General features: G+C 68.7%; 17 protein-coding genes. 8 read left to right on the plus strand and 9 right to left on the minus strand.

All coding sequences use genetic code 11. The features are described from left to right. Positions 1-46: 46 nt before the first annotated feature. Complete coding sequence (locus tag K340_RS27445) at positions 47-1,273, minus strand: VOC family protein (RefSeq protein ID WP_037362660.1); 1,227 nt, start codon at positions 1,271-1,273, stop codon at positions 47-49. A 157-nt stretch (positions 1,274-1,430) separates the two neighbouring features. Here K340_RS27445 and helR point away from each other — a divergent pair, with 157 nt between their 5' ends. After that, a complete protein-coding gene (gene helR, locus K340_RS0104515) occupies positions 1,431-3,605 on the plus strand; it encodes an RNA polymerase recycling motor ATPase HelR (RefSeq protein WP_029135841.1) in 2,175 nt (724 codons plus the stop codon). A 66-nt stretch (positions 3,606-3,671) separates the two neighbouring features. Then, positions 3,672-5,144, plus strand: a complete 1,473-nt coding sequence (gene rox / locus K340_RS27450; protein ID WP_051265197.1) for a rifampin monooxygenase — start codon at positions 3,672-3,674, stop codon at positions 5,142-5,144. On the opposite strand, the gene K340_RS0104525 is transcribed toward rox, so the two are convergent. The 4 genes from K340_RS0104525 to K340_RS0104540 are packed head-to-tail and all read right to left on the minus strand — an operon-like array spanning position 5,129 to position 9,052. After that, entirely contained in the window at positions 5,129-7,528 is a 2,400-nt protein-coding gene (locus K340_RS0104525; RefSeq protein WP_029135842.1) for an ATP-binding cassette domain-containing protein, read from the minus strand. The genes rox and K340_RS0104525 overlap by 16 nt on opposite strands. 3 nt (positions 7,529-7,531) lie before the next feature. Next, positions 7,532-8,185, minus strand: a complete 654-nt coding sequence (locus K340_RS0104530; protein WP_029135843.1) for a VOC family protein — start codon at positions 8,183-8,185, stop codon at positions 7,532-7,534. Between the two features lies 1 nt (position 8,186). Continuing rightward, the gene (locus K340_RS0104535; protein ID WP_211229261.1) at positions 8,187-8,597 is read right to left on the minus strand and encodes a VOC family protein; all 411 of its coding nucleotides are present in this window, start codon (positions 8,595-8,597) and stop codon (positions 8,187-8,189) included. A 5-nt stretch (positions 8,598-8,602) separates the two neighbouring features. Then, positions 8,603-9,052 carry a helix-turn-helix transcriptional regulator gene (locus K340_RS0104540; RefSeq protein WP_029135845.1) on the minus strand — a complete coding sequence of 150 codons (450 nt, stop codon included), beginning with the start codon at positions 9,050-9,052 and terminating at the stop codon, positions 8,603-8,605. Between the two features lie 214 nt (positions 9,053-9,266). Between K340_RS0104540 and K340_RS0104545 the strand changes: the two genes are divergently transcribed. Continuing rightward, positions 9,267-10,295 carry an LLM class flavin-dependent oxidoreductase gene (locus K340_RS0104545; protein WP_029135846.1) on the plus strand — a complete coding sequence of 343 codons (1,029 nt, stop codon included), beginning with the start codon at positions 9,267-9,269 and terminating at the stop codon, positions 10,293-10,295. A gap of 27 nt (positions 10,296-10,322) precedes the next feature. Here the strand turns inward: K340_RS0104545 and K340_RS0104550 are convergent, their stop codons facing one another. Together K340_RS0104550 and K340_RS0104555 are read right to left on the minus strand one after the other, a co-directional pair. Next, positions 10,323-10,886 (minus strand): cysteine hydrolase family protein, encoded by a 564-nt coding sequence (locus tag K340_RS0104550; protein ID WP_029135847.1) that lies wholly within the window; start codon positions 10,884-10,886, stop codon positions 10,323-10,325. A 52-nt stretch (positions 10,887-10,938) separates the two neighbouring features. Beyond that, positions 10,939-11,865: a LysR substrate-binding domain-containing protein gene (locus tag K340_RS0104555; protein WP_037362857.1), complete on the minus strand. Its 927-nt coding sequence runs from the start codon at positions 11,863-11,865 to the stop codon at positions 10,939-10,941. Positions 11,866-12,002: 137 nt separating this feature from the next. Here K340_RS0104555 and K340_RS0104560 point away from each other — a divergent pair, with 137 nt between their 5' ends. The 3 genes from K340_RS0104560 (at position 12,003) to K340_RS0104570 (ending at position 15,043) form a co-directional block, all read left to right on the plus strand. Next, a complete protein-coding gene (locus tag K340_RS0104560) occupies positions 12,003-13,373 on the plus strand; it encodes an aspartate aminotransferase family protein (protein WP_084614042.1) in 1,371 nt (456 codons plus the stop codon). A 52-nt stretch (positions 13,374-13,425) separates the two neighbouring features. Then, a complete protein-coding gene (locus tag K340_RS0104565) occupies positions 13,426-14,550 on the plus strand; it encodes a methyltransferase domain-containing protein (RefSeq protein ID WP_029135850.1) in 1,125 nt (374 codons plus the stop codon). Between the two features lie 79 nt (positions 14,551-14,629). Beyond that, the gene (locus K340_RS0104570; RefSeq protein WP_029135851.1) at positions 14,630-15,043 is read left to right on the plus strand and encodes a VOC family protein; all 414 of its coding nucleotides are present in this window, start codon (positions 14,630-14,632) and stop codon (positions 15,041-15,043) included. Here K340_RS0104570 and K340_RS27455 read toward each other — a convergent pair. Continuing rightward, a complete protein-coding gene (locus K340_RS27455; protein WP_051265201.1) occupies positions 15,040-16,536 on the minus strand; it encodes an MFS transporter in 1,497 nt (498 codons plus the stop codon). The genes K340_RS0104570 and K340_RS27455 overlap by 4 nt on opposite strands. A 52-nt stretch (positions 16,537-16,588) precedes the next feature. On the opposite strand from K340_RS27455, the gene K340_RS0104580 reads away from it, so the two are divergent. Continuing rightward, positions 16,589-16,942 carry a UBP-type zinc finger domain-containing protein gene (locus tag K340_RS0104580; protein WP_029135852.1) on the plus strand — a complete coding sequence of 118 codons (354 nt, stop codon included), beginning with the start codon at positions 16,589-16,591 and terminating at the stop codon, positions 16,940-16,942. A gap of 14 nt (positions 16,943-16,956) precedes the next feature. Here the strand turns inward: K340_RS0104580 and K340_RS0104585 are convergent, their stop codons facing one another. Further along, positions 16,957-17,775 carry a putative protein N(5)-glutamine methyltransferase gene (locus tag K340_RS0104585; RefSeq protein ID WP_029135853.1) on the minus strand — a complete coding sequence of 273 codons (819 nt, stop codon included), beginning with the start codon at positions 17,773-17,775 and terminating at the stop codon, positions 16,957-16,959. A gap of 90 nt (positions 17,776-17,865) precedes the next feature. On the opposite strand from K340_RS0104585, the gene K340_RS35685 reads away from it, so the two are divergent. Then, positions 17,866-18,648 carry a L,D-transpeptidase family protein gene (locus K340_RS35685; protein ID WP_154674074.1) on the plus strand — a complete coding sequence of 261 codons (783 nt, stop codon included), beginning with the start codon at positions 17,866-17,868 and terminating at the stop codon, positions 18,646-18,648. Positions 18,649-18,654 lie beyond the last annotated feature (6 nt).

The following is an 18,654-nucleotide window of genomic DNA, read 5'->3' on the forward strand; positions in this document are numbered from 1 at the left end:
AGGGAGAGTATGCGTAGCGGCCGGGTGCGACGGCACGGCCTCCTGGTCACTGCGTGACGATGTCCAACTCGTTGCCCTCGGGGTCGGCCAGCCGGATCCGCCCCGGTGTTCGGTCGAGCAACTGTCCCCCGGCGGCGACCGCCGCGTCGATCCGGGGCTGCGCCCGGTCGTCGGGGACACAGAGTTCCAGCCGGATACGGTTGGGCTGGCGGCGCCGGTCCTGCTCTGCCGACTCCAGGTTCTGGAAGAAGATGACCGGATCGAGTCGATCCGGATCGTAGATGTCGGTGACGTGCTGCCGCGGGTCGTGCTGGTACCCGAGGGCGGCAATCCAGAATGCTTGTGCCGCAGGGATGTCGACGGCGTCGATGCCGAACTGAACGAATCGCAACCCCGCCGGGTCGGCGACCAGCCCCAGCTCGCGGGCCGCGGCTTGGACCCGGCCGGCCAGCTCGGCGAAGCGGGCCGCGGATCCGTGCCCGTCGTCCTCCCACTGGTCCTTGCCGCTGTCGATGACGACTCCGTCCCGCCGGGCGTCGATGAGCAGGGGCACCCCGGCGTCGTCGGCCAGTCCGGCGACGGCGGCGACCAGCCGGCCCGTCCGGGTCGCGGACGACGTCGGATAGAACGTCATGGCACTGAACACGACGCGCCAGTCGGAGGTCGCCGGATCGGCCGACAGCGCGTCGCCGGGAACCAGGTCGACCTCGTTCCCCTCGGCGTCGGCCAGCGTCAGTCCGTAGACGCCGTACGGCTCCTGGCCGACGGCTGCCCGGATCGACGACACCGCTTCCGGGACCCGCACCACGTCCAGGTGAATCCGGTTGCGCAGGAGCCGGGGCTCGTCGAGCGGGCGGACCGAGAGCGCCGGATCCCGCCGCCATGGATCGATCAGATCGGCGCCGATCGGGCGGTAGCCCAGCACCGGTTGCCAGAAGGACGCCACCGATGCCGGGTCCGCTGCGTCGATGCCCACCCGGACCGTCTGCAGCCGGCCGGGAGACGCGGACAGCCCGAGGTCTCGTGCGTTCGCCGAGATCGCCTGGGCAAGGTCCGCGGATCCCGACCCGATCCGCACCCGGAGACCGCTGGGGCGCAGGTCCACGTCGGGAAGTCCGTCGTTGCCGGCCGACTCGGCAATCCGACCCAGCAGCACGGCGCAGGCAGAAAGACTCGATGCCTCGAACCACGCCTCGGCGCCGGCGCCGAGGACTCGCCAGTCGGGTAGGTCTTGTGCCTGCTGGGATTCGGCCGCTGCCGATCGATCAGTCATGCAGGGAGGGTAGAACCGATCCCGGACGATCGCCGTCCTGGAGGTCTTGTTACTCCCCTCCACTACCAATATATAGCGCATCGGGGGCCTTGCGGCAAGGCCCCGGTGGTGCCGCACAATAGTCGGCCGAGGTCAATGACCTCAGATTGGAGCTGACGTGAAACCCTTGACCACCAGCGTGTTTGACCTGCCGGAGCGACTCGCGGCCAAGGCCGTCCCGGCCTTGATTGCCGCGGACGAAGAGCATTTCACCGCGATCTCGGAGTGCCTGCGGCAGTCGATTGCGGAGTTGTCCGACCGGCTGGACATCGAGCGTAAGAAGCATTACCGCGGTGGCCAGGAAGCGATGGAGCGTGACCAGCAGGTCCACCGGCTGACGGCGCAGTTGCGCACCCTGAGCCGCTACGGCCTCGACCTGTGTCTGGGCCATGTTGTCCGCGTCGAAGATCCGGAGCCGTTGTACGTCGGCCGGTTGGGCCTGCGGGACAGCAACGGGGACCCACTGTTGCTCGACTGGCGCTCCCCCGCGGCCGAGCCGTTCTTCGCGGCCACCCACGCCAACCCGATGGGCCTGGCCAGCCGCCGGAGGTACCGCTGGTCGCGTGGACGGGTCAGTGACTACTGGGACGAGGTCTTCACCCCCGAAGGGCTGGAGTCCCGGGCAGCGCTCGACGACCAGTCCGCGTTCATCGCGAGCTTGGGTAGCAATCGATCCGCCAGGATGCGCGACGTGCTGGGCACCATCCAGGCCGACCAGGACGCCGTCGTCCGCGCCGGGTCGCGGGGCGCCCTGGTCGTCGACGGCGGTCCTGGCACCGGCAAGACGGTCGTCGCGCTGCACCGGACGGCCTATCTGCTGTACTCCGATCCACGGCTCGGCCACGATCGGGGCGGGGTGCTGTTCGTCGGACCGCATCAGCCGTATCTCAACTACGTGGCCGACGTCTTGCCGAGCCTGGGTGAGGAGGGCGTGCAGACCTGCACCCTGCGTGATCTGGTCGCCGAAGGCGCCGCGGCCGCCGTCGAGACGGACCCGCAGGTTGCCAGGCTGAAGTCGTCCGCAGACTGGGTGACAGCCATCGAGACTGCCGTCCGGTTCTACGAGGAGCCGCCGACGACGACGATGACGATCAGCACCGACTGGGCCGACCTGCGGGTGACCCCCGACGATTGGTCCGAGGCGTTCGCCGCAGCCAGGGTGGGCACCCCGCACAACGAGGCGCGAGCAGAGATCTTCGCTGAACTGGTGACCATCCTGACCGACAAGCTCGACGAGGACGTTCCGATCGATCGGGTCGAGAAAGCCTTGCACGGCAACAAGGAACTGCAGAGCTCGCTGAACTCCGCGTGGCCGCTGATCGAACCCGCCGATCTGGTCGGCGACCTCTGGACGGTACCGGCCTACCTGCGGATGTGCGCCCCGTGGCTGGAGCCCGATCAGCTCCGCCGCCTGCGACGGCCGGACCCGGCCGCCTGGACCGTGTCCGACCTGCCGCTGCTCGACGTCGCCCGGCGGCGGCTCGGCGAGCGTGATGCGGCCGGCCGTCAGCGACGACAGGCGGCGGCGCTGGCCGCCGCCGGGCAGGAGATGTCCACGGTGATCGACGATCTGATCGCCACCGACGATTCGGAACTGCAGGTGATGTCGATGCTGCGTGGCGACGACCTGCGTGACGCGCTGGTCGACCATGATGCGCAGCTCGGCCCGGATCGCGATCGGCTGGCCGGTCCGTTTGCCCACATCGTGGTCGACGAGGCACAGGAACTCACCGATGCCGAGTGGCAGATGTTGTTGCTGCGTTGTCCGTCCCGCAGCCTCACCATCGTCGGCGACCGGGCCCAGGCGCGGCACGGATTCACCGAGTCGTGGGAGCAACGACTGACCCGGATCGGGCTGGACCGGATCGAACTCGCCACCCTGACCATCAACTATCGGACGCCGGAAGAGGTGATGTCCGAGGCTGCGCCGGTGATCCTTGCCGCCCTCCCCGACGCCAACGTGCCGACCTCGATCCGCAGGACCGGGATCCCGGTCGGGCACGGCAAAGTCGCTGAGCTGGCCGCCGTTCTGGACGGCTGGCGCGCCGCGCACGAGGAGGGAATTGCCTGCCTGATCACCGCGGACGGCAAGGCGGACACTCTGTTCCAGCCCGGCTCCGAGGTCCGCATGCTGACTCCGGAGCTCGCCAAGGGGCTGGAATTCGATCTGGTCGTGCTGATCGACCCGCAGCGTTTCGGTGGCGAACTCGACAGCGGAGGGATCGAGGCTGCGGTCGACCGCTATGTCGCCATGACCAGGGCAACCCAACAGCTTGTGGTGCTGACGAGCTGAGTTCGGAACGGCAAATGGCATGGCGACAGAACAGAAATGAGGAGCACGGTGATGAACGGAGACATGGTGTACGACGTGATCGTGGTCGGCGGCGGCCCGACCGGCATGATGTTGGCCGCCGAACTGCGGCTGCACGACGTGCGGGTGCTGGTGCTGGAAAAGGACCTCGAACCCGCCGCGATCGTTCGGTCGCTCGGGCTACACGTGCGCAGCATCGAGGTGTTGGACCAACGGGGCCTGCTGGAACGGTTCCTGGCCCGCGGCAAGCAGTACGAGTTGGGCGGCCACTTCGCCGGCATCGACACGCCGCTGCCGGACGGGCTCGACACCGCGCACCCGTACATCCTGGGGCTCCCGCAGCCGGTGACCGATCGGCTACTGGCCGAGCATGCCGTCGAACTCGGTGCCGAACTCCGGCGCGGCTGCGAACTGGTCGGGTTGAGCCAGGACCCCGACGCGGCCACCGCCGAGCTCGCGGACGGCAGCCGGCTGCGTTCGCGCTACCTCGTCGGTTGTGACGGCGGGCGCAGCACCGTCCGGAAGCTGCTCGGCATTGGCTTCCCCGGCGAGCCGGCGAGCAACGGCTGGTTGCTCGGCGAGATGCAGATGACCGCACCGTTGGACGAGGTGGCCGCCGTCGTCGCCGAAGCCCGCCGGACGCACCGCGGTTTCGGCGTCGGGCCGGTCGGCGACGGCAGGGCCAGGGTGGTGGTGCCCGCCGTTGGCGTTGCCGAGGATCGCACGGTCCCGCCGACCCTGGACGAGATCAAGGACCGGCTACGCACGTTTGCCGGCACCGACTTCGGTGTGCACTCGCCGTACTGGCTGTCCCGCTTCGACGACGCCACCCGGCTGGCCGACCGCTACCGGGTCGGGCGGGTGCTGCTCGCCGGCGACGCCGCTCACGTCCACCCGCCACTGGGTGGTCAGGGCCTCAACCTTGGTGTTCAGGACGCGTTCAACCTCGGCTGGAAACTGGCCGCGGCGATCGACGGATGGGCACCGGACGACCTGCTGGACAGCTACCAGTCGGAACGGCGTCCGGTCGCCGCCGACATCCTGACGATCACCCGTGCGCAGAGCGAATTGATGTCGGTCGAACCCGGCCCGCAGGCGGTGCGCCGGCTCCTCGGGGACCTGATCGCCTTCGACAACGTGAACCGCTACCTGATCGAGAAGACCACCTCGATCGGCATCCGGTACGACTTCGGTGAGGGACCGCCGCTGCTCGGCCGGCGGCTCCGGGATGTGTCCGTGCCGCAGGGCCACCTCTACGGACTGATGCATGCAGGTCGGGGGCTGCTGCTGGACCAGACCGGCCGGCTGTCTGCAGCCGGCTGGGCGGACCGGGTCGACCACGTCGTCGGGGTGAGCGAGGAACTGGAGGTGCCGGCGGTGCTGCTGCGTCCCGATGGCCACGTCGCCTGGATCGGTGATGATCAGCGGGAGCTGCTCACCGTGCTGCCCAGGTGGTTCGGACCCGCGGCCGACCCGGGCGGGCCGCACCAGCCGGCGCCAGCAGCTCAGCCGCCGACATAGGCCGCCAGGTGCTCGCCGGTCAGGGTGGAGCCGTCGGCGACCAGATCGGCAGGTGTCCCTTCGAACACCACCCGGCCGCCATCGTGGCCGGCGCCCGGGCCCAGGTCGATGATCCAGTCCGCGTGCGCCATCACCGCCTGGTGGTGCTCGATGACGATCACCGACTTGCCGCCGTCGACCAGTCGGTCGAGCAGGCCGAGCAGTTGGTCGACGTCGGCCAGGTGCAACCCGGTGGTGGGCTCGTCCAGGATGAAAATGCCGCCCTTCTCCCCCAGGTGGGTGGCGAGCTTGAGCCGCTGCCGCTCACCGCCGGACAGCGTGGTGAGCGGCTGGCCGATGCTGAGGTAGCCCAGTCCGACGTCGCGCAACCGGGACAGGATCGTGTGTGCCGCCGGAACCTTCGCGTCTTCGGAGTCGAAGAAATCTGCCGCCTGGGTCACCGGCATCTCCAGCACCTCGCTGATGTTCCGGCCGCCGAAGTGGTAGTCCAGAACCGCTGTCTGGAAACGCTTTCCCAGGCACTCCTCGCAGACGGACTCGACGGTCGCCATCACCCCCAGCTCGGTGTAGATGACCCCGGCGCCGTTGCAGGCCGGGCAGGCTCCCTCGGAGTTGGCGCTGAACAAGGCCGGCTTCACCCCGTTTTCCTTGGCGAACGCCTTGCGGATCGGGTCGAGCAGCCCGGTGTAGGTCGCCGGGTTGCTGCGCCGAGAACCCTTGATCGCCGACTGGTCGACGGACACCACGCCGTCCAGCCCGGCGACCGACCCGTCGATCAACGAGCTCTTTCCCGACCCGGCCACCCCGGTCAGCACGCAGAGCACGCCGAGCGGGATGTCGACATCGACACTCTGCAGATTGTGGGTGTCGGCGCCCCGCACCTCGAGCACACCCGTCGAGGTGCGTACCGACGATTTGAGCGAAGCGCGATCGCTGAGATGCTGTCCGGTGATGGTGTCGCTGCCGCGTAGTCCTTCGACGGTGCCCTCGAAACAGACGGTGCCGCCGGCCGCGCCGGCGCCGGGTCCGAGATCGATGACGTGATCGGCGATCTCGATCGTCTCCGGCTTGTGCTCGACGACCAGCACCGTGTTTCCCTTGTCGCGCAACTGCAACAACAGGTCGTTCATCCGCTGGATGTCGTGCGGGTGCAGCCCGATCGTCGGCTCGTCGAAGACATAGGTGATGTCGGTCAACGATGATCCCAGATGCCGGATCATTTTGGTGCGCTGGGCCTCTCCCCCGGACAAGGTGCCGGCGGACCGATCCAGGGACAGGTATCCGAGGCCGATCCCGGTGAACGAGTCCAGCAGGTCCTGCAGGCCGGCGAGCAGCGGTGCGACGGATGGCTCGTCGAGATCGCCCACCCACTGCGCCAAGTCGCTGATCTGCCAGGTGCACAGGTCGGCAATGCTCTGGCCGTTGATCTTCGACGACCGGGCTTCCGGCGTCAGCCGGGTGCCCGCACAGTCGGGACAGGTTTGGAAGGTGACAGCCTGCTCGACGAACCGCCGCACATGCGGTTGCATCGCCTCCGGGTCCTTGGACAGCATCGACTTCTGGATCCTCGGGACGACGCCCTCGAAGGTCAGGTTGACGCCCTCGACCTTCATCTTGGTCGGCCCGGCGTAGAGCATCGTGTCGAGCTGCTTCTTGGTGAATTTCGCGATCGGCTTGTCCATCGGCAGGCCCATCCCCGCGAACAGACGACCCCACCAGCCGTCCATCGAATAGCCGGGAACGGTGAGTGCCCCGTCATTCAACGACTTGCTGTCGTCGTAGAGCGCCGTCAGATCGATGTCGCTGACGTGCCCCATGCCCTCGCAACGCGGACACATACCGCCCAGGTAGATCGCCTGGCGCACCACGTTCTTCTCGACCCGGCCGCCCTTGTCGGTCTCCATCACACCGCTGGCCTTGCGGGTCGGGACGTTGAACGAGAACGCCGTCGGCGGACCGGCGTACGGCTTGCCGATCCGGCTGAACAGGATGCGCAGCATGGCGTTGGCGTCGGTGGCGGTGCCGACCGTCGACCTGGGGTTGGCGCCCATCCGTTCCTGGTCCACCAAAATCGCTGTGGTCAGCCCCTCGAGCCGGTCGACCTCGGGCCGGGCCAGGCTCGGCATGAATCCCTGCAGGAAGGCGCTGTAGGTCTCGTTGATCAGCCGTTGCGACTCGGCGGCGATGGTGTCGAAGACCAGCGAGCTCTTACCCGAACCGGACACCCCGGTGAATGCCGTCAGTCGCCGTTTCGGGATCTCGACGCTGACGTCCTTGAGGTTGTTCACCCGCGCGCCGGTCACCCGGATCAGATCGTGCCGGTCCGCGGCGGCCGGGCTCGGGCGTTCGTCCGACCGTGGGGCCGATTTCTTGCTGGTGGCCATGCGTTATCCGACTCCATTCGCCTGCTGAACGTTGTGCGATGCAGCCTCCCATGCGAAGCCGTCCGGATCGTGGCCGGAGGCGCCGTCGCCGGCCACGACGACCCGATGCGACCCGGAACCGTCCGGTGGAACGCCGGCGTCCTTGGCCAGGGCGCGACGACCGTACAACGCCAGCTTGACCGGCGAACCGGCGGATTCGAACTCGACGTACTTGCTGCCGAAGCTCTTCGCCACCACCAGGCCTCGGTCGATGTAGAACTGCTTGCTGGCCTTGACATCTGCCACACCGAGCAGGAGCACCAGGTCGTCGAACTCGCGGGTAGCCGGCCCGACCTCCTTCTTCGAGGACGTCGCGACCTTCCAGATTGCGCCGTCCGGCGCCCGAACCACACCGCCGTACCCCCAAAAGCTCTTGGTGACCGGCTTCAGCGGCGTCGCGCCGGCGTCGAGTGCGGAGCCGACCAGGCTGTCGACCGTGCTCGGCTGGGCGGCGACGAGCGACAGGGTGAAGCCGCGGAACCCGGTTGTCGTTGCAGCAGTGGCGGTGTCGATCCCGCGTAGTCGAATGCGGGAGCCCGGATCGAACGCCGCGGTGTAGAACTCCTCGGCGGCGGCCGGATCGGCGACCTCGAGGATGACGGAATCGATGAGAGACATGTCAACCCACCTGCTGGATGCGAACCAGGTTGCCGGCGGGATCACGGAACGCGCAGTCACGCACCCCGTACGGTTGGTCGGTCGGTTCCTGGACCACCTCGGCGTCGCCGGCCTGTACCCGCTCGAACGTGCCGTCCACGTCCTGGGTGGCCAGGTTGATGCTGGCGTAGGTGCCCTTGGCGATCATTTCGGCAACGGTCCGGCGCTCCTCGTCGGTGAGGCCAGGAGTGGCTTCCGGCGGGTACAGCACGATGGAGGTGTCCGGCTGGTCTGGTGGGCCCACGGTGATCCAGTGCATCCCGCCGTACCCCACGTCGTTGCGGACCTCGAAGCCGAGAGTGTCGCGATAAAACGCGACCGAAGCCTCCGGGTCGGTGTGCGGGATCATGACGCTGTGAATGGTGATGTTCATGGTGTTCACGCTAGTTGCGGTTGGCCGTCCCGGGCTTCTTGATTCCTGATCGGTCTGGTGACCTGCTTGGCCACGCAGGGCGGCATTCCCTGCGTCTGGCCGGCGGCCTCGCGACGGTAGACGCTCGGCGGTACCCCGACCAGTTCGGTGAATCTGGTGCTGAAGGTCCCCAACGACGAACAACCGACCGTGAAGCAGACCTCGGTGACGCTCAGGTCGCCGCGCCGCAACAGTGCCATCGCCCGTTCGATCCGGCGGGTCATCAGGTACGAGTAAGGCGACTCGCCGTACGCGCGCCGGAACTCCCGGCTCAGGTGGCCGGCCGACATGTGCGCGCCGCGGGCCAGCGCCTCGACGTCCAGCGGCTGGGCATATTCACGATCCATCCGATCGCGAACGCGCCGCAGCCGCGCCAGGTCGCGCAGGCGCTGCTCGAATTCTGGAGTACCGGTCATTGCGTCGATCGTCCCACGCGGTACGACGATGGTGGAATGCTGTGGCCCGTCCACCGGTTGAGAAAGCAGTTGAACGTTCTAGTGCATGGCGGGCTTGTTTCGGCCGCCATCGCGAGGGGTCATCATGAGTGGACGGCAAGCGGAGGCAACGGACCGGGGCGCCGCCGGAGCGCCGGGCCGACCCGGAGGGAGCGCGGGAGTGAATCATCCGGGGTTGAGCACATCGGTCGATCTGGGGCTGGACACCTTCGGTGACATGACGATCACCGAGGACGGGACGGCGGAGTCGTACCCACAGGTGCTGCGGAATGTGGTTGCCCAGGCGGTGTTGGCCGACCAGGTCGGGGTGGATGCCTTCGGCGTCGGTGAGCACCACCGCAGGGACTTCGCCGTCAGTGCTCCGGACGTGGTGCTGGCCGGTATTGCCACCCGCACCGAACGGATCCGGCTCGGATCGGCGGTCACCGTGCTCAGTTCCGACGACCCGATCAGGGTGTTCGAACGGTTCGCCACCATCGATGCGCTGTCCGGCGGCCGAGCCGAGGTCACCCTGGGCCGCGGATCGTTCGTCGAATCGTTCCCCCTCTTCGGCTTCGACCTGGCGCAGTACGAGGACCTCTTCGCCGAGAAGCTCGACCTGTTCAGCGCCCTGCTGGCCGAAGGCCCGGTGACCTGGCAGGGCCGCCTCCGGCCACCGCTCACCGACCAGCATGTCTACCCGAAGACGACGGACGGCTTGCGGGTGTGGATCGCCGTCGGTGGCAGCCCGGAGTCGGTGGTCCGGGCCGCCGAGTACCGGATCCCGCTGATGCTCGCCATCATCGGCGGACCGGCGCAGCGATTCGCTCCGTACGTCGAGTTGTACCGGAACGCCGGCGAGCAACTGGGGAACCCGCCGCTGCCGATCGGAGTGCACTCCCCCGGTCACATCGCCGACACCGACGAGCAGGCCCGCGATCAGCTCCGCGAACACTGGACGGCCAGCCGCAACAAGATCGGCTCCGAGCGCGGCTGGCCGCCTGCACAGCGCGGCGACTTCGAGCGGGAGATCGAAGAAGGCGCACTGTACGTCGGCGCGCCGGAGACCGTGGCGCAAAAGATCGCCGCGACCGTACGCAGCCTGGGCATCGACCGGTTCGACCTGAAGTACTCCAACGGTCAGTTGCCGCACGGGTATTCGATGCGGGCGATCGAGTTGTACGGCACCGAAGTGATCCCGCGGGTGCGGGAGTTGCTCACCTGAGGATCGGAGCTCCACGACGACGAAAGGCTACTGGCCCGCTCCGGCGAAATCGACGTCCGCGGTGCTGACGATGCCGGCGGTCCGGCCGGGCGCCGTCTGGTACTGCCAGTACAGGTTGGTGTGGGCGATGACCATGTCCGGCGCAGGGGCACCGTACGCCGAGAGGTCCTCGGTAGTGTGCGCGTCGCTCACCAGGGTCGCGTCGTAGCCCCGGGTGAAGGCTCCGTGCAGGGTCGAGCGGACGCAGGCATCGGTCTGCGCCCCGGCGACGATCAGTCGGCCTACTCGTCGTTCGGCGAGTACCGGCTCCAGATCGGTGTCTTCGAACGAGTCGCCGTAAGCCTTCTGCACCAGCGGTTCGTCGTCCCGGCGGAGCAGTTCCGGCACGTATTGCCATGCCTGGCTGTCCCGGGTCAGCTCCTCGCTGTTGTGCTGTACCCAGACGACCGGAACCGCTGCGGCACGGGCGTTGTCGACCAGCCTGCTGATATTGGCGACGACGTTGTCGCGATCGTGCGCGCCGCTCATCACCCCGTTCTGCACATCGATCACCAGCAATGCCGTGTTCGGTCGTTGATCCAAGGTCGTCATGATTCCTCCAGGATGGGTTCTGCAGTGCTCTGCGATGAAGCAGCGCTCCGTTTCAGGCACCGTTCGCTGACGCCTGCCCACCGTAGATCGGGGTACCGACAGCGGCGCCGCGCAGCAGCAGTCGGACGACGGCGTCCCGAGCGGCGGTGGTCGCGGTCGCCCGGACCGCGAGCCGGATGGTGCGGGTCGCCGGATCGCGCAATTGCAGGGCGCGCACCCGGTACCTCGGGTCGATCGCCAGGCTTGGCAGCAGGGTGACGGACAGTCCGGCTTCGACGTGTTCGAGCTGCAACTGGTAGCTGGTGAACCGGCCGGCGATCGTTGGCTCGAACCCGGCCCGGCGGCACAGGGTATTGATCAGGGTGGCCAGATAGCTGCCGGGCATGTCGATCGACCAGGGGCGATCGGACCATTCGGCGAGATTGACAGCGCGGCGGTCCGCCGCGGCCGGAGCGTCAGCCGAGCCGTTCGGAGCCGCCGTCACGAACACGATCTGGTCCGAGATCAGGTGCTGCACAATGATTTCCGGATCCACCAACGGCGGAGCGTCGACGAAGTCGGCGGTAATGACGATGTCACATCCGTCACGACGCAAGGCGGCAAGGCTGTCCTGCGGATCGAGCTCGATCAGCTCGACGTCGATGTCCGGATGTACCCGGCGCAGCTCGGTGAGGGCCGGGATGGCGATCGAGCGCAGCGCGCTGGAGAAGCCGGCGAGCCGGACCGACCCGGCCGGCTCGGTGGCCGAAGTCCGGAGCTCGGCGACGGCCGTCGTCATCCGGTCGAGGATCGCCCTGCCGTGACCGACCAGCCCCCGGCCCGCCGGGGTCAGCTCGACCCGCCGGCCGACCCGGTTCAGTAACCGGGTACCGGTCTCGGCCTCCAGCGCGGCGAGCGCCGACGACACGGCAGAGGGACTGAGGTGCAGGGCATCGGCGACCGCGCGGACCGTCCCAAGGCTGTCGAGCTGCACCAGCATCTGCAGCCGATGTGCGTTCAGCGGGCTGTTGGTGGGCACCGGTGTCCTGTTCGCCGTGACGACTGTGCGGTCTACTCGCACAGCCTATCGCGAAACTTGTGCTGGAACCGGACAGTCGGCCGTCTTACGGTGAGCTGATGACCACCCTGCAGAACCGGCCGCATGACGTCGGTGCCGCCGAGTCCGACACCGCCGAGACCGACACCGCCGAGTTCTGGACCGACGTCGACCGGCATCTGGTGCGCTACGGCGGCCCGTTCACCCCGGAGATCATCGAGCGCGCCGAGGGCAGCTACCTGTACACGGCCGATGACCGGCGCATCCTGGACTTCACCTCTGGTCAGATGAGTGCCATCCTCGGGCATTCCCATCCGGCGATCGTGCGCACCGTCCGGCACCAGATCGGCACCCTCGATCACCTGTTCAGCGGCATGCTCTCCCGGCCGGTGGTCGACCTCGCCCGAAGACTCGCCGGCACCCTGCCGGAGCCGCTGGAGAAGGTGCTGCTGCTCAGCACCGGCGCCGAGTCCAACGAGGCGGCGATCCGGATGGCCAAGCTGGTCACCGGCCGGCACGAGGTGGTTGCCTTCACCCGTTCCTGGCACGGGATGACGCAGGCCGCCGCCGCCGCCACCTACTCCGCCGGCCGGGTCGGCTACGGCCCGAACGCACCGGGGAACCTGGTGATCAGCGTGCCCAACGCCTATCGCCCCGACTTCGTCGACGCCAACGGGGAGCTGGACTGGCGCCGGCAACTTGACCATGCCTTCGATCTCGTCGACGCCCAGTCGACCGGCAGCCTGGCCGCCTGCATCGTCGAGCCGATCCTGTCCTCCGGCGGCATCATCGAGCCGCCGGTCGGCTATTTCGCTGCGCTGCAAGGGAAATGCCGCGAACGAGGCATGCTGCTGATCTTCGACGAGGCGCAGACTGGGCTGTGCCGCACCGGCGACTGGTACGCGTTCGAACGCGACGGTGTGCTGCCGGACATCCTCACCCTGTCGAAGACGCTCGGCGCCGGACTGCCGCTGGCCGCCGTGGTGACCAGCTCCGAGATCGAGGAGCAGGCGCACCGCAAGGGCTTCCTGTTCTTCACCACACACGTGTCCGATCCACTGGTGGCCGCCGTCGGCAACACCGTCCTCGACGTGCTGATCGAAGGCCGGATGGCAGAGCGGGCCCGTCATCTCGGCGCGGTGCTGCGCTCCGGGCTGCTGTCGTTGCAGCAGCGCCACCCGGTGATCGGTGACGTCCGCGGCCGGGGCCTGTTGCAGGGCATCGAGCTGGTGCGGGACAACGAGTCCGAGCAGGGCACCGATGAACTCGCCTCGCGGATCACCCGCCGATGCCTGCAGCTCGGCCTGCACATGAACGTCGTGCAGTTGCGCGGGATGGGCGGCACCTTCCGGATCGCTCCCCCGCTGACGGCGACCGAGGACGAGCTGGCCGAGGGCCTGTCGATCCTGGATGTCGCCATCGGCGAGGTGTCGGCCGGCGGCCCCGGCTGATCGCACCCCCGCAATCGGCGCCGGGCACGAGCGCTCCGCCTACGCTGACCCGGTGCAGTGCGACTACTTCTCCGCCGGCCGGTGCCGCTCGTGCACCTTGATGGAAGTGCCGTACGCCCGGCAGCTGGCCGACAAACAGGCGAACGCCCGCGCTGCACTGGCCGAGGTGGCCGCCGACGTGCGGTGGGCAGAACCATTCGCCAGCAGCGAATCCGGCTACCGGAACAAGGCCAAGTGGGCGGTCGGCGGCACAGCCGTGAACCCGACGATCGGCATTCTGGGACGCGACTTCCAGGGCATCGACCTGCGTCGCTGCGGAATCTGCGAGCCCGGGCTGCTCGCCGCCTTCCCACTGCTCGCCGACGCCATCGCGGCAATGGGCCTGGCGCCCTATGACGTCGCGCGGCGGAGCGGTGAGCTCAAGTACCTGATCGTCACGGTTTCTCCCGAGGACGAGCTGATGGTGCGTTTCGTGGTGCGCTCGACCCGTCAGCTACCGGCGATCCGAGACGGTCTGCCCGGCCTGCGCCAGGCGCTGCCCGGGCTCGCCGTGGTCTCGGTCAATCTGCATCCCGAACACAAGGCGGTGCTGGAGGGCGCCGACGAGATCGTCCTGAGCGACCGCGCGACGCTGCCGATGCGGATCAACGACCTGACCCTGCACCTGCCGCCGCGCAGCTTCTTCCAGACCAACACGGCGGTCGCGGCCGGTCTGTACCGCCAGGCCGCCGGCTGGGCGGACGAGATCTCGCCCGGCTCGGTGCTGGATCTGTATTGCGGTGTCGGGGGCTTCGCCCTGCACTGCGCGCCGGCCTCGGCCCGCAGCGTGCGTGGCATCGAGGTCTCCGCGGACGCGGCGGCCGGCGCCCGGGACAGCGCGCTGGCGCTGCCGGATCCGGCCAGGTTCACCTTCGAGGCGGCCGACGCGGGCGGACAACCAGAGGTCGACGCCGACCTGGTGATCGTCAATCCACCCCGCCGTGGCATCGGTGCCGCGTTGGCCGAGAAGTTGGAGCACGGTTCGGCCGGTCATCTCATCTACTCCAGCTGCAACGTCACGTCGCTGGCTGCCGACCTGGCCAGGATGCCGTCCCTGCGGCCGCGGCAGGCCAGGCTGTTCGACATGTTCCCGCAGACCGCGCACCAGGAGGTCGCGGTTCTGCTGGAGCGTCGGTGAACACGTCGGGCGACCTTGCCGACCCCGCTCTGCAGGCCGATGATGGACCCACCCCAACGATGCAAGGACGGTCGATCCCATGACGCTCCTCAACCCGTACCTCAGCTTCCGCGACACGGCGAAGCCCGCGATGGAGTTCTACCAGGGGGTGTTCGGCGGCGAGCTGACCCTGAACACCTTCGGTGACTCCCAGATGGCCGACGACCCGGCCGACGGCGACAAGATCATGCACGGCATGCTGACCGCGCCGAACGGCCTGACCCTGATGGGTGCAGATACCCCTAGTTCGATGGAACTCACGGCGGGCAACAACATCACCGTCTCGCTCAGCGGCGACGACGAGTCGGAACTGCGTGGCTACTGGGACAAGCTGGCCGACGGCGGATCGGTCACCGTGCCGCTGGAGAAGGCGCCCTGGGGCGACACCTTCGGCATGTGCACCGATCGATTCGGTGTCGCCTGGATGGTCAATATCGCCGGCAGCGCCGGTTAGCCCGCCGAGTTCTCCGGCGCCGGGCGCTCCGACCAGCTGGCCGCGATCGGCGGACCGTCGAGATCGCAGTGCACGGGCCGGTCGGTGTGCACCGGCCGGCCGTTGCGGATGACGGTGATGGCGATCGCCCCACCCGCCACCAACAGCCCGGCGCAGCCGAGCATGGCGATCCGGAAGCCGGCCAGAAAGGTCACCGGTTGCTCGTAGTCGTCGCCGGTGATCCCGGCGATCACCGGCAGCACCGCCACCGCGAGCAGGCCGGCGGCGCGGGCGACCGCATTGTTCACCCCGGAGGCGATGCCGGCGTTGTCGGTGGACGCGGCGGCCAGCACCGTGGTGGTGAGCGGAGCGACCAGCAACGCGAGGCCCAGGCCGAACACGGTGACGGCGGGCAGCACGTCGCCGAGATACGAGGCATCCGGTCCGATCCGCAACATCAGCAGCACCCCGGCCGCGGCCAACAACGGCCCTGCCGTCATCGGCAATCGCGGCCCGATCCGGCCGGCCAGTGCCCCGGTGTAGGACGACAACCCCAGCATGACGATGGTGACCGGCAGCAGCGCCGCCCCGGACAACATCGGCGACATCCCGGCGACCACCTGAAGCGTCACCACCAGGAAGAACATCACCCCGCTGAGGGCCGCGTAGACGACGAAGGTGTAGACGTTGGCTCCGGTGAACTGCCTGTTGGCGAAGAGCTTCGGCGGCAACATCGGGTGCCGACTGCGTCGTTCGACGATGACGAACGCAACCAGCGCGAGCACACCGACAACACCGAAGCCGATGACGCCGGCCGACCAGCCGTCACCGAGCCCGATCAGGGCGTAGGTGAGCGCCCCCAACCCCACCGCCCCCAGCGCCGCGCCGGGCAGATCGAGCTGTGGGATCGCGGCCGGGTTGCGGGTCTCCGGCACGTGCCGGTGAGAGATCAGCAGGACAGCGACCGCCAGTGGGAGGTTGATCAGGAAGATCCAACGCCAGCCGGGGCCACCGACCAGGTAGCCACCGAGGAACGGACCCACCGCGCTGGCGATCCCGCCGAACCCGGACCAGGCGCCGATCGCCCTCGACCGGTCGTCCGGCGAGAAGGTGGCCGAGATGATCGCCAGGCTGCCGGGCGTCAGCAGCGCCCCGCCCACGCCTTGTAGGGCTCGCGCGGCGATCAGCAGCTGCACGTTCGGCGCCGCCGCGCACAACGCCGACGCCAGCGCGAACCACACCACCCCGATCTCGAACACCCGCCGCCGGCCGTACCGGTCGCCGAGCGATCCGCCGAGCAGGATGAATGCGGCCAACGTCAGGGTGTAGCCGTTGATCGTCCACTGCAGTCCGCCGAATCCGGCACCGAGGTCACGGCCGATCGCCGGCAGGGCGATGTTGACGACGGTGGCGTCGATACCGGCAAGGCCGGACCCGAGCACCGTTGCCAGCAGCACCCAACGGCCTCTCGAGCTGTTGAGCAGCAATTGGTCCGGTGGCGCCTGCCCGGTCATCGGGAGAACCGTACTGCCGTCGCCGCAGGTGCAGCAGCGTATTTTGAACGACATGACGACGATCGAGGGCATCGATCCGCAGGCTGTCCCCAGCGGTACCGGGTGTGCCGACTGCCTGGCCGGCGACGGCCCGGGCTGGTGGGTGCACCTGCGGCGCTGCGCCCAGTGCGGGCGCATCGGCTGCTGCGACAGCTCACCCTCGCAACATGCCTCGGCGCACGCCCGCACCCCCGGACACCAGATCCTGCGCAGCTTCGAACCCGGCGAGGACTGGTTCTGGAACGCTGCGACCCAGGAGTACCTGGACGGTCCGGCGCTCGCTCCGCCACTCGCCCACCCGGCGGACCAGCCGGCGCCCGGGCCCGCCGGAAAAGTCCCGGCCGACTGGCGACAGCAGATCAACTGATCTGCCGCCCGCGTTCAGCTGGTCCTGGTGCCGGCCACCACGGTGCAGTCCCACTCCGCGGAGCTGGCGACGGACACCCGTAACCCGTTGCCGGACACCGCCTCCGCCGTCGCTCCGGCCTGCCGGCCGCTGGTTTCGATGAGGATCGATCCGCCCGGCGCCAACCAGTCCCGGGCGGCGGCCGCCAGTCGGCGGTGCACGTCCACCCCGTCGGCGCCGCCGTCGAGGGTGACCAGCGGTTCGAACAGGCGGGCCTCCCGCGGCATCAGGTCGATGGCGGCCGTCGGAACGTACGGGGCGTTGGCCGACAACAGGTCGACCCGCCCACGCAGCTCCGGCGGCAGCGGCTCGAACAGATCGCCGCTGTGCACCGCACCGCCGACCGGCTCCAGATTGCGCCGGGCGCAACGAACCGCGGCCTCCTCGACGTCGGCGGCATGCAACTCGACCGTGCGCGGCGCCAAGGCTGCCGCGATCGCCAGGCCGAGCGCGCCGGTTCCACAGCACAGGTCCACCACCACGATCGATGCCGGACCGGTCACCCCACCGGCCGGCGCGACCAGTGAGACCGCCCGCTGCACCAGGAATCCGCTGCGGCGGCGGGGCACGAAGACGCCCGGCTCGACCAGGACCCGCAGGCCGCAGAAGTCGGCGTACCCGACGATCGGTTCCAACGGGAACCCGGCCACCCGCTGCTCGACCATCGCCCACAGCTGGTCGGAATCCGCCGCGGCATCGATCAACACGGACGCCTCGTCCTCGGCGAACACGCACCCGGCGGCGCGTAAGGTCTGCACGACGCGCGAGGCCAGCGGATCTTTCGCAGGTCGCACTCGGGATCCTCTCGGGTCGTCAGTCACGTTCGCCGGTACCAGCGAACCACGATCGTCGGTGCAGGCATCGACGCCGACGAAGGAGCTCGGATGGTGACGACGGTCCACGGAGCGACGACGCGCCTGCGGAGGCGTCCGTCCGGCACCATGGTGCTCGTCTCGATGCTGGTGGTCACCGCGGTGACCTGTGCCGCCGGTCCCGTCGCCTCGGCCTCGACGGCAGCATCGACGACGCCATCGGTGTCGCCCGACGCGGTCGGCCGGCAACTGATCACCGTCGCGGCTACCGAGGCAGGCTCCAGCCATGCCGTCCTCAGCGCCTGGCAGCAGCGGGAGGACCGATCGTGGGTCAAGGTCCTCGGCCCGATCCCGGCCAGGGTGGGCGCCAGAGGGATCGGACCCGCCAGGGAAGGCTCGGAGTACACCCCGGCCGGCACCTTCCTGCTGGACCAGGCATTCGGCCGGCTCGCCGACCCCGACACCCGACTGCCGTATTTCGCCACCGACCTGCGTGACTGGTGGGACGAGAACCCGGCATCGCCGACCTACAACCTGCACATCCGGCGGGACGACAGTCCGGGCGGCGCCAGCGAGAACCTTTACACCACTGGCAGCGCCTACAACTACGCGGTCAACTTCGCCTACAACCCGGCCCGGATCCCGGGCAAGGGATCCGCCTTCTTCCTGCACGTCGGCACCGGCTCGGCGACCGCCGGGTGCGTGTCGATCGATCAGGGCGAGTTGCTGACGCTGCTGCAGTGGCTCGACCCGGCCCAGCGGCCGACGATCGACATCAGGGTCGGCGCTGCGATGGTGCCGTCGCCGGTGCACTCGTCCGAGTCATCCGATGGTTCCGTGAACCGGGCGGTGTGAGCCCCG

Source organism: Nakamurella lactea DSM 19367, assembly GCF_000426645.1.
In the GTDB taxonomy this organism is placed as follows: Bacteria; Actinomycetota; Actinomycetes; order Mycobacteriales; family Nakamurellaceae; genus Nakamurella; species Nakamurella lactea.